The following is a 17,754-nucleotide window of genomic DNA, read 5'->3' on the forward strand; positions in this document are numbered from 1 at the left end:
CCATGGAAAGACCGTGCCTTTACTTGACAAATCCTGTGCAGTTTCTGTGCCGAAATGATCAGTGCCGTCCGACAACCGGCCCTGACCAGGCGCCGTTTGCCGCCCGAGGCCCACCCGACCCGAAGGAAGCCCGCCCGTGAGACCACCGATATCCGGCGGCCGCAGACGCGCCGTCCCCGCCCGCCGACTGGCCGTACTGGCCACCGCCCTGGGCCTGTTGACGGCCCTGCCGGTGCTGCCCGCCGCCGCCGACGCCGCGGCCGCCGCGCCGGATCCGCTGCTGGCCGCGCAGGCACAGGCCATGGCAGGCGGGAAGTCCGTCCCGGTGGACGCGTTGACGACGCAGGACTCCACCACCGAGGCCCTGCCGGACGGCTCCTTCGCCAACACCACCAGCGTCCTGCCGACCCGGGTCCTCAAGGACGGCGTCTGGACCCCGCTGGACGCCACCCTGGTCGCCGACGCCCACGGCGGCTTCGCGCCCAGGGCCACCCCGAACGGCGTCACCCTCTCCGGCGGCGGCACCGGACCCCTGGTCACCCTCACCCACGCCGACGGGCCCGGCATGAGCCTGACCCTGCCGTTCACCCTGCCCGCGCCGAGCGTCGGCGGCGACACCGCGCTGTACCCGTCGGTGCTGCCCGGCGTGGACCTGTCGGTGTCCGTCACCGAGCAGGGCGGCTTCAGCGACGTCCTGATCGTGCGCTCCGCCGCCGCGGCGGCCGACCCCCGGCTGAAGAATCTCGCGCTGGCCGCCACGACCCACGGCCTCACCCTGGCGACCACCGACGCGGACACACTGAGCGCCACGGCCTCCGACGGCGACCTGGCCTACACCAGCCCCCAGCCGCTGATGTGGGACTCCGGCAGCACCGCGCCCGCCGGCCAGCCGGACGGCCAGGCCCCGGGCCAGACGTCCTCCGTGGGCGGTCCGGGCCCCGGCGCCACCACCGTCCCGGTCGCCATGGCCGCCACGAGCAAGGCCGTGACGCTGACCCCGGACGCCGGCATGCTCACCGACCCGGACACCCGGTTCCCGGTGTACATCGACCCGTACACCAATCCGGCCTCCTCCACGGCCGGCCACTACACCGAGATCTACTCCAGCTCGACCTGCGACAACGCGCCGCAGTACGACAAGGCGCAGACCAACGGCCAGGGCGTGGGCTACCAGCAGTGGGGCGGCGCCTGCGGCAACGGCCTGGAGCGGTCGTACTGGGCGATCGACACCAGCAAACTGCATCCGTCGTTCGTCGTCTCCGACGCCTACGTGACCGTCTCCACCAAGTTCGCGGCCAGTTACGACTGCACGCACAACCAGCCGATCACGCTCCACACCGTGAACGCGATCAGTGCGAGCACCGACTGGCTGTCGCGGCCCGGCACCCACGACAGCGCCTTCGATCCGGTGACCGACACCGTGCCCAGCGGCTTCAACTCCGGCAGCTCGTGCGGCAACAGCACCGCCATCTTCCACGTGCGGAAGCAGGCCCAGAGGATCGCCGACCAGGACGGCGACGGCTACGACGCGGACGGCACCTTCGGCGCGGCCCCCAACACCTGGACGATCGGCCTGTACGGCAACGAGTCGCAGACCTCCGGCAACGACGACTATCTGCGCATGTCGACCTCGCTGACGCTCACCACCGAGTTCGACATCCCGCCCGCCGTACCGACCGACCTGGGCATCACCCCGACCGCCACCGGCGCCTCGGCCGCCTGCACCACCAGCGGCCCGGGCTGGATCGGCGCCACCACCTACTCGGACGCGGGCAGCAACATCACCCTGCACTCGACCGTCACCACCCAGATGTCCGGCGAGAACGTCAAGGCGCACTACTACGTCTGGGACCGCACGGTCGACCCCGACGGCGACGGCAGCGGCGCGTCCGTGTCCACCCCGGACAGCGCGTTCCTGGCCTCCGGCACCGACGCGGCGATGAAGATCGGCGCCACGCTGAAGGACGGCCACCAGTACGGCTGGGACGTCTACGCCGAGGACGACTCGACCTCCGACCTGACCTCCGGGAAGTCCGACCACTGCTGGTTCACCACCGACTTCACGGCCCCGCCGACCCCGGAGGTGACCGGCAACTCGTCCTTCCCACCGGTCGGTTCGGGAACCGCGGACCCGGTGGTCACCGCGGGTCCCGGCAAGACCACCCCCTTCACCGTGGCCGACGCCGACAGCCCGGCGAGCGACGACAGCTGCGACCCCGGCCCCTGCAAGTCCAGCGGCATCGCCTCCTTCCTGTGGCAGCTCGACTCCCCGCCCACCGCGGCAGACGGCCAGAGCGTCGACGCCACCGGCACCGACAGCCAGGGCAGGTCCACCGCCACGATCCCCGTCCCGATCCGCGACTGGGGCGTGCACACGCTGTACGTGGCCGGCGTCGACAAGGCGGGCAACATCTCCACCAGCCCCTACGGCTACACCTTCACCGTCCCCTGGAACCCGGCAACCACGATCAAGCCCGGTGACATCACCGGCGACGGCGTGCCCGACCTGCTCGCGACCACGAAGACGGGCGACCTCGACCTGATCCCGGGCGACCACGACCCCGCCCAGGCCGCCGCCCCGGTCCAGACCGGTCCGGTCGACACGGCGCCACCGGTCAACGGCCCGGTCACCGTGTCCACCAAGGACGAGTCACCGGACGGCTCCGGCTGGAACAACTACCTGATCGCCCACCGCGGCAACCTGCACGGGGCGAACGGCGACGACCTCTTCGCGTACAACACGACGACCAAGCAGTTCTACGTCGTCAAGAACGACCTCGACCCGGTGGACGACGCGTCCTTCCCGAGGGCGCCGTACTCCGCTCTCGGCGGCTTCATCGGCAAGCGCTACGACCTCATCACCAAGGACGCCTGCGCGACCTCCGACATCGTCGCGGACGACACCCGCTGCCGCGGCACCGACTACGACAGCCACACCTGGAACATCAGCCAACTCATCACGCCCGGCAACGTGTTCGGCAACACCACCGACTACCCCGCCGTCATCACCGTCGAGAACAAGGAGCTGTGGATCTACCAGTCCGACGGCGGCTACCACCTCAAGAACCCGATCCTGCTCGGCGACGGCGACTGGACCGGCCAGACCCTCATCGCCGCGGGCACCTTCAAGGGCCAGCCGGTCCTGTGGTCACGCGACAAGGCGACCGGCGAGCTCTACAGCTACCCGATCACCGTGGACGCCACGACCCTGGTCCCGGCGCTGCTCCACCCCACCGTCCACACCGGCCTGCGGCTGACGCTGCCGCCGACGGCGTACCCCGTGGTCGCCTCACCGGGCGACGTCAACAGCCCCGTCGGCCTCGGCGCCACCAACCCCGGTGCCCCGGACGGCATGCCCGACCTCTACACCGTGAACGCCTTCGGCCAACTCGTCGAGTACAACTACCGGCAGAGCCCGGTCCTCACCTTCCCGCCCACCTACGACTTCGCCGCCCCGGTCTCGCTGGGCTCGGTCACGGACACCGCCACCCACTGGTGGAAGCTCGCCGAAGGCACCGGCACCACCACCGCCGACAGCACAGGCACCCTGAACGCGAGCCTGTCCGGCGCCTACTCCTGGACGACCGACAGCACCCGCGGCAAGTCCCTCAACCTGACCGGCACCACGGGCTACGGCGCCACGAGCGGCCCCGCCGTGGACACGTCCAAGAGCTTCACGGTGTCCGCCTGGGTCAAGCTCAACTCGCTCTCCACCACGACCAACAGCACGTTCCTCTCCCAGAACGGCACCGTGAACAACGGCTTCCAGCTGTACTACTCCGCGGGCGCCCAGGTCTGGGCCTTCGGCCGCCACAGCACCGACACGACCACCGCCGCCTGGCGAGCGGTCTACGGCAGCAAGGCGACCGCGGGCCAGTGGACCCACCTGGTCGGGGTCTACGACGCCGGCGCCAAGGAGCTCCGCCTGTACGTCAACGGCAGACTGACGGGCACCAAGGACTGGACCTACACCCCCTGGAACGCCACCGGCCCCGTACAGATAGGCCGCAAGCAGTCCTCCGGCGCCTACGGCGAGTACACCAACGGAGCGATCAGCACCATCCGCGTCTACCCCACGGCCCTGCCCCAGGCAGACGCCGCGTCAGCAGGCGACACCCCGAAGGTCACCCAACTCGACTGACCACCGGGACACGGCGCCCCGCTCCGGCTCGGCCGGGGCGGGGCGCCACCCGGCGTCACGCGAACCTCGGAAACAGCCTGAGCGCGTTCTCCCGTTCCACGCCCCGGAGTTGGTCCCCCGTGAAGCCGTCGAAGCCGGTGAGGTTCTCGATGTTGCGCACGACCATGGGCTCCGGAGTCGCAGGCCAGTCGGTGCCGAACAGGATGTGGTCGGGCGAGGTCACTTCGAGCGTCGGCAGCAGGGAGTTGCGACTTCCGGCCAGGGCCGTCTCGTAGTAGAGCCCGCGCAGCACCTCCGCCACGTGCGCCGGATCGATGTCCGCGTCGTCCGGCCCCCGCCCCATGACGCAGACGCTCGTCGACACCGCCGCCCTGCGAGCCGGCCGGCGGGTGCTGGTCCTCGGGGCGGCCGGCGGCGTGGGACATCTGGCGGTGCAGGTCGCCAAGGCGCGCGGCGCGTACGTCATCGGCACGGCGTCCGCCGACAAGCACGACTTCCTACGGGGCCTGGGCACGGACGAGGCCATCGACCGCGCGGCGGACATCGCGAAGGAGGCCCGCGACATCGACGTGGTCCTCGACGTGGTCCTCGACCTGGTCGGCGGCACCGACCGGCTGCGCTCCCTGGACACACTCGGGCCGGGCGGCGTCCTGGTGTCGAGCCTGCCCGTCGACTTCGACGAAGTGACCCGGCGCGCCGCCGAGTTGGGGGTCCGGGCCACGAACATCGTGGTCGAGCACGAGCGTGCGGCCATGACCGGCATCGCCACGCTCGCCGGTTCCGGTCGACCGCGCGCCCACATCGCCGGCACCTATCCACTCGCCGAGGTCGCCAAGGCCCACATGGACGCCGAGGCGGGCGGCGCCCTGGGCAAGCCGGTCCTCACCGTCCGCCCATGGGGCCCGAGTTGAGGGTCCGCCACCCTCAACTCGGGCCCCATGCCGATCAATCCCCATCTTCGCTATTGCGGTTCGCGAGGTGACGGAACGCCTCATCGGCCGCCGACGCCCTGCCGCCGTGACCTCCGCGCCGCCAGGAACACCAGCGCGCCGCCCGCCACCAGCAGGGCGGCGGTGCCCGCGCGCAGCAGGGCTCCGTCCGCGCCCGTGGCGGCGAGCCCGCCGCCGGTCGTCGTCCCGCCGCTGGTTCCCGCCCCGGAGCCGGACGGGCTCGCGGTGGCCGTGGCCGACGGGGACGCGGAGGCGCTGGGTGACGGGCTGGACGTCGCCGAGCCGGTGGCCTTCACCGTGATCGCCGCGGTGTCGTTCGACGCGTCGTCGTCACGGTTGGGGTACTCGGGGTTCTCCACCGCCCGCACGCTGCCGGTCGCGCCGGGGACGACCCGGTCGATCCGCACCGTGAACTCCTGGGTCACGGAGTCGCCTGGCTTGAAGTCCGTGCTGGCGATGTCGCAGGTGTAGCTCTTCGCGCCGGCCTTGCCCGGTGTGCAGTTCCACCGCGGCCCGGGGTCGCCCTGTTCGCCGGGGCCGGGGGCGCCGGTGATGGTGGTGCCGGCGGGCGGGGTCACCACGAACGTGCCGGAGTTGTCGGCGTCCATCCACCGGAAGTTCATCCAGCCCGGCCCGTTGTTCCGCACGCCCAGGGTGATGCTCACCGTCTTGCCGACCTTGCCCTCGGCCGTGTCACCGAGCGCCTGGTAGTCGGCGTGCTGGGTGGTGGCGAAGGTGCCGTACCCGGAGCCGGTGAATCCGGAGCCGGAGGCGACGGACTTCAGGCCGAGCGGCGCGCCGGTGCCGGTCCCGGGGAAGTCGGACGGGTGGAAGGAGTCGGGCGCGGTGCCGCCGACCGGCCACACGACGTAGCTGTTGTAGCCGTACATCGTGTCCTTGGCGGCGGTGTAGCGCAGCGGCGCGTCCGTCTCGTAGGCCGCGCCGGGCGCGACCGGGGTGTCGAACCGGCACCAGGCACCGACGTCGGGCCGGTCCGCGTAGTGGCAGTTGGAGTGGTCACGGGCGAGAGAGACGCCTTCCGAGTCCTGCACCAGCAGCATGACGCCCTTGTCGGCGGGGGCTGTTCCGGTGTCGGCGAAGGCCGGGGTGCGCTCGAAGCCGGCGCCGGGCGCGATGCCCTTCAGCGCCGGGTAGGGCCGGGCGACGAGCTTCGGCCCGCCGACCAGGACGTCCGTCTTCCCCGTCACGGTGGCCGCGTCGGAGGCGGTCGCGGTGTAGGTGATGGCACCGGTGTCGCCCGCCTTGGCGGCCGCGGTGGGCTTCAGGAAGAACGGGTCGATCGACTCCCCGCCCGACAGCGGGCCCACGTCGCACCTCACCTTCAGGGTGCCGGTGCTCACGCAGTCCCCCGTGACCACCATCGTCGCCTTCCCGGCGAGGGACGACGCGTCGACCGCGACCGAGACGTCATGGGCGTCCCCGCCCGAGGCGGTGATGCCGAGGCCCAGGTTCGGGCCCTCGCCCTCGGTGGGGAGGTAGTAGTTCTCCTGGGCGTCCAGGACGAGCGTCGCTCCGGCGGCGTGCGCGGCCGGGGTCGCGACCGCCATAACGGCGGTCGCGAAAGCGGCGGCCGCCGCTGTCCGCCATGTTCTACGTATCGTCAGCACGTTACGTGGACACGCCAGAACACCGGAAGGTTGCGCCCGAGCGTCCGTCAGCCGACGGACGGGTTGCGCTCCGGAAACCTCCCCGGAGCACCCGAACCAGCGACAGCCGACGGCCAGAAGTTCACCGGGAATCGACACAGACCAACGCGGGGACAGCCGCGCCCGAATACGTCCCGGTGTCCTGCGAGCGTCCCGAATTCGACGTCCAACGGCTCACACCGGGCGGATTCACCCCGTTCGGGCAAAGTTGACGCTCCGACACCCAAAAACAAACGTCTCCGCAGGTCAAAGACCTGCACAGGTAAGGCGGGTGGGACTCTAACCCACGGCCGACGGATTATGAGTCCTTCGAGGATCTCAGCGGCCCATTTCGATCCATGCCCATCTTGGCCTCGAAACCAGGCACAGCGGATTTCTTTTCCAACGAGGAACAGGCCGGCCAGGAAACCCTTTCCGTGCTGTCAGTGGTCTCTGTTAGCTTCAGGCGCTCGTGCGATCCACGAGCATCAAGTACTCACAGGGGAGGGCCACTTGACCAGGTTCACAAGGACAGGCAGACGCAGACGCACGGTGGTGGGGAGCTGTGCGGCGGCGCTGTTGGCCACGGCTGCCGGGACGGCGTACGCGGTGGACAACCTGCCGCCGAATCAGCCGCTTGTCCAAGACCTCCAGTCGGGAGGCAAGGCATGCGCGACCGGTGACGACACGCCATACGTTTCGGCGCCTCCCAGGCTCAGCGCAGTGCTGTACGACCCGGAGGAGGACAACCAGCCCTCCGAATCCAGCCCGCTCAGTGGCGAGTTCGAAGCCTGGTGGACGGACGCGGCCGGAGTGAAACAGCAGCGCACCTACACCACGATCACTCTTTCCTCGGGGTTGCGCCAGTACTGGACGATGCCGAACGACATCCCGGCGAACACCGTCGTCTCCTGGCATGTCCGCGCGAACGACGGCAAGGCGACCTCCACGTGGAGCGACGAGGGCGACGGCTCGGTCTGCTCGTTCGTGTACGACGACGTGAGCCCGGAGAAGGCGACGATCACCTCTCCCGAATACCCCACCCCGGAGGACGTGTTCTGGGTGGACGGAGTGGGCGTCTACGGCCACTTCACCATGGACTCGCCGTCCGACGACGTGGTGTCGTACACGTACGGCTTCGTGGGCGGCCCTTACGGCACCGTCTCCGCGGCGCGGCCGGGCGCGGCCGTGACCATTCCGTACCTGCCGCTCTCCGCGGGACCCAAGTCGCTGACGGTCCGCGCGATCGACCGGTCGGGCCGAAGCAGCGGTGAGTCGCGTTACAACTTCAACGTGCAGGCCGGCCGCGCTCCCGTCGCCCGCTGGAAGCTGGACGACCCGGCGGACTCCAGTTCGGCCAGCGCCGAGACCGGCACCGCCGCCCGTGCCGGGACCGGGGTGACCTTCGGCGGCCCGGCGCCCACAGGCACCACGGCCACCGCCACGGTCGGCCTCGACGGCAGCGGCGACGGCTTTCTCACCCCGGACGCCCCGGCGGCCGACCTCCGTAAGACCTTCGCGGTGAGCGCGTGGGTACGGCCCGCCGAAACCGACCGGGACATGACCGTCCTCAGTCAGGATGCCGACGGGGCGCCCGGCTTCGACCTCGGGCTGCGCCACCAGGACTCCGGGCCCACCTGGTCGTTCACGATCGGCGGCGCACAGGTGTCCGGCGGCGCCCCCGAGACCGGCGAGTGGACCCATCTGCTGGGGCTGTACGACGCCGAGACCGGAAAGGCACGGCTGTACGTCAACGGCCACGAGACCGGGACCGCGGCCGACGCGACTCCCGCCGAGGCGGCCGGCGCCTTCCAGATCGGGCGCGCCCTCGGTGTTGCCGGCTATGAGGACCAGTGGCACGGGGACATCGGTGACGTACAGGTTCACGACCGGGTCGTGGTGCCGGACGAGGTAGCCGAACTGGCGTACCGCAAGCCGAAGTTGCTCGGCCACTGGTCGCTGGAGAACGCGACGGACGGTGTGAGCCCCGAACAGTCGGACGGCGCGCCGCTGCGGCTCGGCACGGGGGCTTCGATCTACCGGGGCTCCGACAGTTCCTGCATCCCGGACATCGACCCGGACTGCACCTACGTGCCGCCGCCACTCGTCGGCGACGGGCATCTGCGGCTGGACGGCGAGAGCGGGTACGCCGCTACCGACGGGCCCGTCGTGGACACCGGGGACAGTTTCACTCTCGGCGTCGTCGTACGCCTCGCGGACTCCGAGCCCGCTCACCCGATGACCGTGCTCTCGCAGGCAGGCGAGCACACCGACGCCTTCAAGGTGCGCTACGACCCGTCCACGTACACCTGGCAACTGGTGATGCCGGAGAAGGACGAGGCCGGAGCCCCCGAGAAGGTGGTGTCCCAGATCGTGGGCGCGGACGGAGGCGAGGGCCAGGGCCATCGCCTCGCCGTGGTCTACGACGACGCCACCGACACGATCAAGCTCTACGTCGACGGCTACACCAACGCCCAGGCGACCGCGAGCCTCCCCAACGGCTGGCACAGCACCGGTGCCCTCCAGATCGGCCGGGCCAGGTCCGGTGACGGCTGGGGCGAGTACCTGCATGGCGACGTGGACGAGGTACAGGCCTACGCCGGCGCGCTGAGGGACGGCGACGTCCGCGGCCTGGGGTTGGGCACGGATCCTTGTCTGTGCTGAGACGTCATCCGCTTGTCGATCACGGGACTGGCCTGGTCGAACAGGGTTCGTGATCGGGTGATCGCGTGAGGGCCGATGCATGACAGCAGGGCCTCTTGGTAGTTCGGGGTTGCGAACCAAACCGATCACCAGGAGGCCCTGTTGCCGCGATCTCTCGCGTCCGCGTGTGTGGAGTCCGACTCGGCGTCCCTGTCCTGTGACGGCCTCGCGCACAGGTTCGGCAACGCGGCGGACGGGCCGGACCTCATCCCGAGGGCTCCGACGTAACGGAGGCGGAGTGGCGGGTGGTGCGGCCGCTACTGCCGGTTCCGGCCTGACTGCCGGCCGGCAACGTCTCGTAGTCACGCACCAGGTGACGCAGCCCCTCCCCCTCGCCGGGACGACCTCCAGCCCCAGGACTGCGGCCAGTTGCCAGCAGCGCATGCCCTCCCGGCCGACCTCCGACTCCAGCACCGCCACGATCCGCCGGTAATCCGGCACAAGGACCCACGCCGCCATGCCCTCCACCCGCCGCGGCACCCAACACCGCGCCGCGGGAAGTCACGGCCCGCTACCGGCACCTGCGGACACTCGACGAGGCCCGCGAACTGGTGGCCGAGGGCGCTCTGGACATCGGCCTACTGCTGGACTAGCGCGCATACCACCCCACGAGCGCGGGCACGGCGACCGTCCCCCTCCGCCAGAACACCGCCGAATGGGACGACAGGATCGCCGCCGGCCTCGTCGCGATCTGCGACATCACCGAACTGGAAGTCCTCTACTCAGCCCGCTCCGCTACGGACCACACCTGCTTGAAGACGGCCCTCGACGCCCACTACCCCTGGTGCCCCATACCCGACGGCGTCTATCGGCGCTCCCGCAGCCGCGGAATAGGCGGGACTCACCCTCCTCCACGACGACCGCGACTTCGAAACCATCGCCCGCACAACAGGCCAGCCGGTCCGCACGATCGACCTCAGGCAGTAGAGCTCGCGCGGCACCGACGAGCAGCGGATTCAACCCCGTGGCCCAAACTCCTGAATCCACACCCCAGATGAGACGTTTCCTCAGGTCACGGGCGTGCATGGTGGGGCGGGTGGGACTCGAACCCACGGCCGACGGATTATGAGTCCTTTGAGGATCTTGGCGACCCTTGTCGATCAATGCCCATCTTGGCCGTTTTCCCAGGTCAGACGAGGTTTGGAGCCTCAGTCCTTCCCGGCCCTTGTCAGTCTTTTCCGATCCTTGTGTCCAACCTACGTCCAGAACGCGTCCTGGAAGGACAATCTCAACCAGCTTCCGAGACGATCGCCCCAGCTCGGGAGCGTGTCTCGAACTCGCCCGCAGCGGATTCACCTTCCAACGCATGGAGCCCGCTACCCGTCCGGGCTATTCGCAGGCATAACGCTGCCACACCACTCGTATGCGTGATATCCCCGAACTGTCCTTGGCTGCTGATCTGTTCGGCTCCGCGCCTCGCGCATTCGACCTTGGTCGGATGAGGCCGGTCGGACCGCGGATGGTTGTCGGGGCAGGTGCGAGGCTGACCGTGCCGGTCAAGGGAGAGTCGGGGGCGGGGGATGGAACGCAAACATCTGGTGTACGTGCTGCCGGGGATCGGCGGCAGCGTGCTGGAGCGGCCGGCGGCGGGCAAGAGGGCTGCGAAGACAGTGTGGGATGCGGGGTTCGGCGATATCGCGGGGCTGCTGGCGCGGCCGGGGCGGCTGGCGGTGGACGAGCCGTTGCGGCCGGTGGGACTGATCCGATCCAAGCGGTTGCTGCCGGGCTGGACGGTGGTCCCGGGCTATGAGCGCCAGTGGGCGGGGCTTCAAGCCCTGCCTGGTGTGGTGATGGACATGGGTCATCCCGATCGCCGCAATCCTGACGCGAACGTGGTGCTGTTCCCATACGACTTCCGTCTCGGGGTCGCGCATGCCGCGAAACAGCTGGCCGCCGACGTCCACGATCGACTGAGGGACCTCAGCCCATCCGAACGGGCTGGGCGGGTGGTAATCCTGGCCCATTCCCTGGGCGGTTTGGTGGCCCGGTACTGGCTGGGCCCGCTGGAGGGGTGGCCGCTGTGCCGCGCGCTGGTGACCCTGGGCACCCCGCACCGAGGGGCGCCGAAAGCCCTTCAGTTGCTGGCCAACGGCGTCCGCGTGACGGGCATGCGACTGGACGGGGCCAGCGAACTGCTGCGCGGGTGGCCGTCGGTGGCGGAACTGATGCCCCGCTACCGCATGATTTGGGACACCGTCGCCGGGACAGCCCGCTATCCCCACGAGCTCCCCGTACCGGGGCTGAGCGCGTTGGCCAAGGCGGGGTTCGCGATGCACCAAGACATCGAGCAGAGCTGGAAGGAGATACCCCGTACGGGGGCGGAACCACAAATCGTGCCGCGGCTGGGCTGGAGCCACGCCACCGCAGGCTCCGCCCAGTGGGACGGCAGCACTCTCACCGTGGAGAAGCAACTGCCCGCCTGGCTGGACTTGGGAGGGTGGGAGAAGGACCACGGGGACGGTACGGTCCCGGCGATCTCGGCGGTGCCGGTGGAGATGAGCGGGTACGACACCACCCGCGACTGGCGCACCCGAGATCGGCACGGGCCGATCGCCTCCGCGAAGTGGATCCCCACGCTCGCCGAGGCCTATGAGTCCAAGAAGACGCTGCTGGCCGCGCGCGGCGACGAGCGGGAAGCCGCGCTCGGCCTGGACCTGGACGAACTGCACGGCCAAGGGCAGCCCGTTCCCTTGCGGGTACGGCTGCTGGGCGATCACCTGCCGGAAGAGCTGTCCGCCGCCGCGGGTTCTCTCGCGGTGTGGGCAACCGTCCGGCCGGTGGAGGGTCCGCGCACGCCGTTGGCCGAGGTCCGGCTGGACTGGGATGAGCAGAGCGGCAGTTATCTCACCGAGCTGCCCGGCCAGTCGCCCGGTCTGTACGACGTCGACGTGGTGGTGCAGGCCGTGCCGGGTATCGGCGACCTGAACGCCTCGGACGCGGTGGCGGTGATCGCCCCATGAGCACCTGGCCCCGCTGGTCCCTGGAGGGCGAGCCCGCCGCCCTCGCCAAGTACGTGCTGCCGGACGAGGTTGCCGCGCTGGTGCGTCTGCCCGGCCCGCCGGCCAGCAGCCGTATCGCCCAGACCCAGACCGTCTACGAGGCGCTGGCAGCACAGGGCATCACCTACTCCCACGAGGCCCCGTCCGACGAGACGGACCGTCAGGTCATCCGGGAACCCGGCGAGGTCCTGTGGTGTCCCAGGCACGCCACCTGCCTGGACCTGGCCCTGATCATGGCCGGGGCCTGTCTGCACGCCGGCCTGCACCCCCTCGTCGTGATCCTCGACCCGCCTGAGACCGGGCGGGCCGCGCACGCCCTGCTCGGCGTGTGGATCGGCGATCCCGACCCCGACACCTTCCAGGTGCCGGACGCGGACGTGTGGACCGCCCGCCCCGAGGGCTGGGACGGTCTTGTCCAGCAGGAGGTGGGCAGACCTCCGCGGGCGTTGCTGCTGGTGGATCCGGTCGGCATCACCCACCCGCTGCCCAGCTCCCCGATCCGGGGTGCCCGCGCCTCCTTCGGGGACGCCGTCCGTACCGGCTCCGGGTACGCCGCCGAGTGGACGTGGCGCCTGGCCGTGGACGTCGGCCGCGCCTGGCGTCGGCAAGACACCCACACGCCGAGCGGCCGCTCCAGCGACAACCCGCTGCGGTCCCCGTACGTGGCACTGGATGCGCAAGTGCACCGGCCGCTGGAGGTGCTGAAGGCCGAGCATGCGGTGGTGCCGTTCCAGGCCCGCGACGAACTGACCGTCCTGACCCACTTCTGCCGCACCATCGCCGCGGGCCCGCACACCGGGATCGCGCTCATCCACGGCGTCGGCGGCGCCGGCAAGACCCGCCTCGCCCTCGAACTCGCCCACCGGTTGGCCACCCGGGAAGGCTGGTACACCGGCTACCTGCGCGAAGCCGGTGACGGTGACGACTGGCTGGGCACCGTCGTCTCCCCCACCCTGATCGTCCTCGACTACGCCGAAGCCCGCGCCGCCGACGCCCAGCGCCTGCTGACCATCCTCAAACGCCGCACCGAACGAGGCGCCACCCCCGCCGTCGTGGTGATGACCGCCCGCGCCGCCACCGGCCAGTGGCTCACCACCCTGCGCAGAGCATGGACAAAAGATGGTCACCTCTGCCGCGAGCACCAGCCGCTGGAACTGCCGCCCGAACACCCCGACGGCTCCGCCCTCTTCCGCCGCGCGGTAGAGGCCTTCCGCGAAGAGCCTGGCTCGGTCGACTTGGCGGCAGCCAAGGAGGCGGCACCGGTCGAATGGACGACGCTGGACTACATCCTGCTGGCATTCCTCTCCGCCCGCAGCCCCGGTCGCCTTCCCACCACCCGCGAAGGCCTGTACGAGGAGGTCCTTGACCACGAACGCGGTTACTGGGCCCAGACCTATCAGAGGATCAGTGGCAGCACCGGTGACGCCCCGGTGGACGTACTCAACCGGGCTGTCGCCTGCCTGACCCTGCGCACTCCTACCAATCGCGCCCAGACCACCGCCGCGCTCCGCACGGTAGAAGAACTCGCCGAGGACGCTCAGTGGCGTGAAACCATCCGCACCACCCTCACCACCTGCCTGCAGCCAGGTCCTGGCGAACCCCTGGCCCTACGCCCGGACCCCATCGCCGACCATCTCACGATGCAGGAACTACGTGGCGACCCCGAACTTCTTCCGCGCGCCTTGGAGGCTCTGGAGCCTCAACCGCTTCTGGCCGCACTGCGTCAGCTGAACCGCGTTGCCACGGCCAACCCCGGCGTAGCAATCAACATGGCCGCTGACTGGGTGGGCAACGGAACGCACCGCTGGCAACCAATCCTGCAGATCGCTGCCCAAGAGGGCGGCACCGCGCTGGCCACCCTCAACCGATTTGTCAAGAGCACTCCGCCGCCCTCTTGGATCGACGACCTCTCCGGCGCTATCCCTTTCACGACCGTCGGCTTGCCCGGTCTCGGACTGGACACCGACACTCGGCGCCTAGACTTGGCGCGTGCCGAACCTGCCCCCGCACTCGAAAAGATCGCTGAACTTCTCCAACGTGTCGGCCGCCGTCAATCTGAGGCAGGGGACCGGGAAGGAGCCCGAGCGTCCAGCGAGGAGGCCGTCAACCACTACCGCTTCCTTGCCAAAAAAGACCCCGCTGCCTTTCTCCCTGAACTCGCCTCCTCGCTAAACAACCTCTCGATCCAGCAGGGCAGCATCGGCGACCATGAAGCGGCACTGAAATCCAGCACCGAAGCCGTTCACAACCTCCGACCGCTGGCTAAATCCAACCCAGCGGCCTTCCTCTCCACACTCACCGCTTCCCTCAACAACCTCGCCATCGCACAACGCAACATCGGGAACTGGAATGGAGCACTGAAATCCAGCACCGAAGTCGTTCATATCCTCCGACCACTGACTAAATCCAACCCGGAGGTCTTCCTCCCTAACCTTGCTATGGCGCTCAATAACCTCGCCGGCCACCAGAACAAAAACGCTAAACTAGATGAGGCATTGACGTCCAGCACCGAATCTGTCCAGATCTACCGCACCCTGGCCAGCTCAAACCCAGGCGCCTTCCTCTCCGAATTCGCGTCCTCGCTAAACAACCTCTCGATCCAGCAGGGCAGCATCGGCGACCATGAAGGGGCACTGAAATCCAGCACCGAATCAGTCACCCACTTCCACGCCTTGTCCCGAATCAACCCGGCGGTCTTCCTCCCTGATTTCGCCAACTCCCTCAACAGCCTAGCCAACCACCAGGACAGAATCGGAGACTGGAAATCTGCCCTAGCATCCAGAACTGAAGCTGTCAAGCACCTCCGCTCTTTGGCTGAATCATGCCCAGACGCCTTCCTCGCCGATCTCTCCTTGTCCCTCAGTAACCTCTCTAGCTCGCAGAGCAAAGCCGGGGACATGAATGGAGCAGTAGAATCCAGCACTGAAGCGGTCAAGCACTACCGCACCCTGGCCGGATCAAACCCAGACTTTTTCCTCTCATCCCTTGCCGAGTCCCTGAACAATCACTCCGGTTCACTGGTCAACGTCGGGCACTGGAATGAATCACTGGAATGCAGCACCGAAGCCGTTCAAATATTCCGCGAGCTGGTTGACATCAATCCCGCCGCGTTCAGCGAAAATCTCGCCATGGCCCTGAACAACTTCTCTGTCTCACAAAAGAATACCGGTGACTGGCAAGGCGCATTGGCCTCTATCACCGAATCTGTCAGCATCCGACGCGCCCTTGCCCTCGCCCACCCCCTCATTTTTCTCCCCGGCCTCGCCACTTCCCTCAGTAACCTTTCTCAGATGCAGAATGATGCTGGCGACCACGTGGGTGCACTTGCCTCCGGCACCGAAGCCGTCCAGTTCCTACGCCCCCTGGCTCAGGCCAACCCCACCGTTCACCTACTCCAGCTCGCCATATCCCTCAATTGCCTCTCGGTCCTACAGGACAACTCCGGAAACCATGAGGGGGCGCTGGCCTCCAGCACCGAAGCCGTCCAAATGTTCCGGGCCATAAACCAGGACAACCCCACAACTGTCGCTCCTCATCTCGCCAGTTCACTCAACAACCTCTCGGTCCAGCAGAGCCACGTCGGGAACCGCGAAGGCGCACTGGCATCGAGCACCGAAGCCATCCAGCTCCTACGCCCCCTAGCTCAGGCCAACCCCGCCGTCCACCTACCAAGCCTTGCCATGTCCCTCAATAGCCTCTCGGCGCGACTGAGCGACTCCGGGAATGACGAAGGTGCGCTGACCTCCAGCACCGAAGCCGTCCAAATCTTTCGCACCCTGGACCGAGCCAACCCCACCGTCCACCTCCTCGACCTGGCGACCTCGCTCGACAACCTCTCCCTGCGTGAGAAGAGAATCGGAAACTGGGAGAGGGCATTGAAATCCAGCACCGAGGCCGTCAAGATCCTCCGCACTCTGGCTCAAGCCAACCCTGCGGCGTTCCTCTCCAACCTCGCCGGCTCTCTCTCCAATCTTTCTTCCACACAAAAAGACGCCGGGGACCACCACGGAGCACTGGAATCCAGTTCCGAAGCGGTCGCCCACTACCGCACCTTGTCCAGTTCCAACCCCGCCAACATCCTGCCCTATCTCGCTAGCGCCCTAAATAACCTCGCTGTCGACAAGAGCGAGGCCGGAGATCCTGAAGGCGCGCTGAAATCCAGCACCGAAGCCGTCGAGATACTCGTCACCCTAGCCCGAACCAACCCCACCCCCTATCTTCCCCAGCTCGCCATCTCCCTCAAGAATTTTTCTAGCCAACAGAACGACATGCGAATCGTCTGCGCCGTCCTGGAAGCTGCTATCAATGATTTTTCGCTTTTCCCATTGGCGCAGGCAGAACTCCGGGCCCACTACGCCGAGTACGTCGCCGAAACCTCTGAAGCCGGAAATGTAATTGCTCTAGACCAACTCATCCAGGCGGCCCAATCCGCTGCGATAGGACTCCCAAAACCGCTACGGAGAGCGCGACAACAAATTCGCCATGTCGCAGTAGGCCTCAATTTCAGCGACCCGCAACTCCCCGAATGGGCCACTCAACCGTTGCCCGAGGAAACGCTAGATTTTCTTAACCAATGGACTCAAATCACTGATTGGCCCAGCACCGAAGTTTTCCTACGTGCACACGCGGGCCGGCTCCAGAAACAAGAATTTCGTGACCAACTTCGCCTGGTCAAGGACCTATTCCCGGATAACCCTGCCGTCGACCGCCTCTCCATCACCCTGGCCGAAGCAGACACCCGCAGCCTCAAAGACGTCTTGGATCAAGGAAAGAGAGATCATGACAGGCGACACCTACTCCAAGATTGGATAAAAAGCCCCAACTGGACGAGCTCTAAGAATTTTCTAAACGAGCATAAAAGTGCCCTCGGTGAAGTCGAGATTCAAGTACTCCTCGCCAACACGGATACATTGATCGCCCGTCGACATCTCGCCATTCTCCAACTCGCTATCCAGATGTCACACGACCAGATCTTCGAGATCGTCACTGACCAAGAGGCGGCATCTAAAAATGCTTTCGACGCCATCGAGGAAGCAAACATCCCGCGCCTGCGCCTAATTTTGCAGGCCCACGCCAATCCGTTTATTGGCATCAACGGAGCCCTATTTTTCGCCATCATAGCGACGGCTGATAATCAGACTGATCAGGCCAGAAATCTCGCACAGGTGATAGCTAGTAACGGCACAGAGATTCAGCGTCGGGCCCACGCCATCCGCCTACGGACCCTCGCCCAGAACGCCACTGGGCTAAATGGCGCAGAAGAACTCGCCAACCTCATCGACCCTGACGCTGAGGTTGAAAGGGTGGGGTGACAG

General features: G+C 67.8%; 7 protein-coding genes and 1 pseudogene. 6 read left to right on the forward strand and 2 right to left on the reverse strand.

Annotated elements, in window-relative coordinates; all coding sequences use genetic code 11:
• The first annotated feature begins 136 nt into the window (after positions 1-136).
• Entirely contained in the window at positions 137-4,141 is a 4,005-nt protein-coding gene (locus OO70_RS42480; RefSeq protein WP_043684266.1) for a LamG domain-containing protein, read from the forward strand.
• A gap of 55 nt (positions 4,142-4,196) precedes the next feature.
• On the opposite strand, the gene OO70_RS42485 is transcribed toward OO70_RS42480, so the two are convergent.
• Positions 4,197-4,484 (reverse strand): amidohydrolase family protein, encoded by a 288-nt coding sequence (locus OO70_RS42485; RefSeq protein WP_043684268.1) that lies wholly within the window; start codon positions 4,482-4,484, stop codon positions 4,197-4,199.
• Between OO70_RS42485 and OO70_RS42490 the strand changes: the two genes are divergently transcribed.
• Positions 4,483-5,052, forward strand: coding sequence for a zinc-binding dehydrogenase (locus OO70_RS42490; protein ID WP_234337067.1), 570 nt, complete (start codon positions 4,483-4,485; stop codon positions 5,050-5,052). The genes OO70_RS42485 and OO70_RS42490 overlap by 2 nt on opposite strands.
• Before the next feature lie 80 nt (positions 5,053-5,132).
• Here the strand turns inward: OO70_RS42490 and OO70_RS42495 are convergent, their stop codons facing one another.
• Positions 5,133-6,719: a COG1361 family protein gene (locus tag OO70_RS42495; protein WP_234337068.1), complete on the reverse strand. Its 1,587-nt coding sequence runs from the start codon at positions 6,717-6,719 to the stop codon at positions 5,133-5,135.
• Between the two features lie 570 nt (positions 6,720-7,289).
• Here OO70_RS42495 and OO70_RS42500 point away from each other — a divergent pair.
• From OO70_RS42500 to OO70_RS42515, 4 genes and pseudogenes are all read left to right on the forward strand, one after another.
• Entirely contained in the window at positions 7,290-9,401 is a 2,112-nt protein-coding gene (locus OO70_RS42500) for a LamG domain-containing protein (protein ID WP_043684272.1), read from the forward strand.
• Between the two features lie 677 nt (positions 9,402-10,078).
• Positions 10,079-10,367: pseudogene (locus tag OO70_RS56940) on the forward strand (PIN domain nuclease); the annotation flags it as partial.
• A gap of 593 nt (positions 10,368-10,960) precedes the next feature.
• A complete protein-coding gene (locus tag OO70_RS42510) occupies positions 10,961-12,400 on the forward strand; it encodes an esterase/lipase family protein (protein WP_043684276.1) in 1,440 nt (479 codons plus the stop codon).
• Positions 12,397-17,751 carry an ATP-binding protein gene (locus OO70_RS42515; protein WP_043684278.1) on the forward strand — a complete coding sequence of 1,785 codons (5,355 nt, stop codon included), beginning with the start codon at positions 12,397-12,399 and terminating at the stop codon, positions 17,749-17,751. Before OO70_RS42510 ends, OO70_RS42515 begins: the two co-directional genes overlap by 4 nt.
• The last annotated feature ends 3 nt before the right edge of the window (positions 17,752-17,754 follow it).

Source organism: Streptomyces xylophagus, assembly GCF_000716435.1.
Classification (GTDB): Bacteria; Actinomycetota; Actinomycetes; order Streptomycetales; family Streptomycetaceae; genus Streptomyces; species Streptomyces xylophagus.

Excerpts from the sequence above, each read along its gene's own strand:
- OO70_RS42490 (WP_234337067.1), top strand. The coding sequence starts at position 4,483 with ATGACGCAGACGCTCGTCGACACCGCCGCCCTGCGAGCCGGCCGGCGG.
- OO70_RS42485 (WP_043684268.1), bottom strand. The coding sequence starts at position 4,484 with ATGGGGCGGGGGCCGGACGACGCGGACATCGATCCGGCGCACGTGGCG.
- OO70_RS42510 (WP_043684276.1), top strand. The coding sequence starts at position 10,961 with ATGGAACGCAAACATCTGGTGTACGTGCTGCCGGGGATCGGCGGCAGC.
- OO70_RS42515 (WP_043684278.1), top strand. The coding sequence starts at position 12,397 with ATGAGCACCTGGCCCCGCTGGTCCCTGGAGGGCGAGCCCGCCGCCCTC.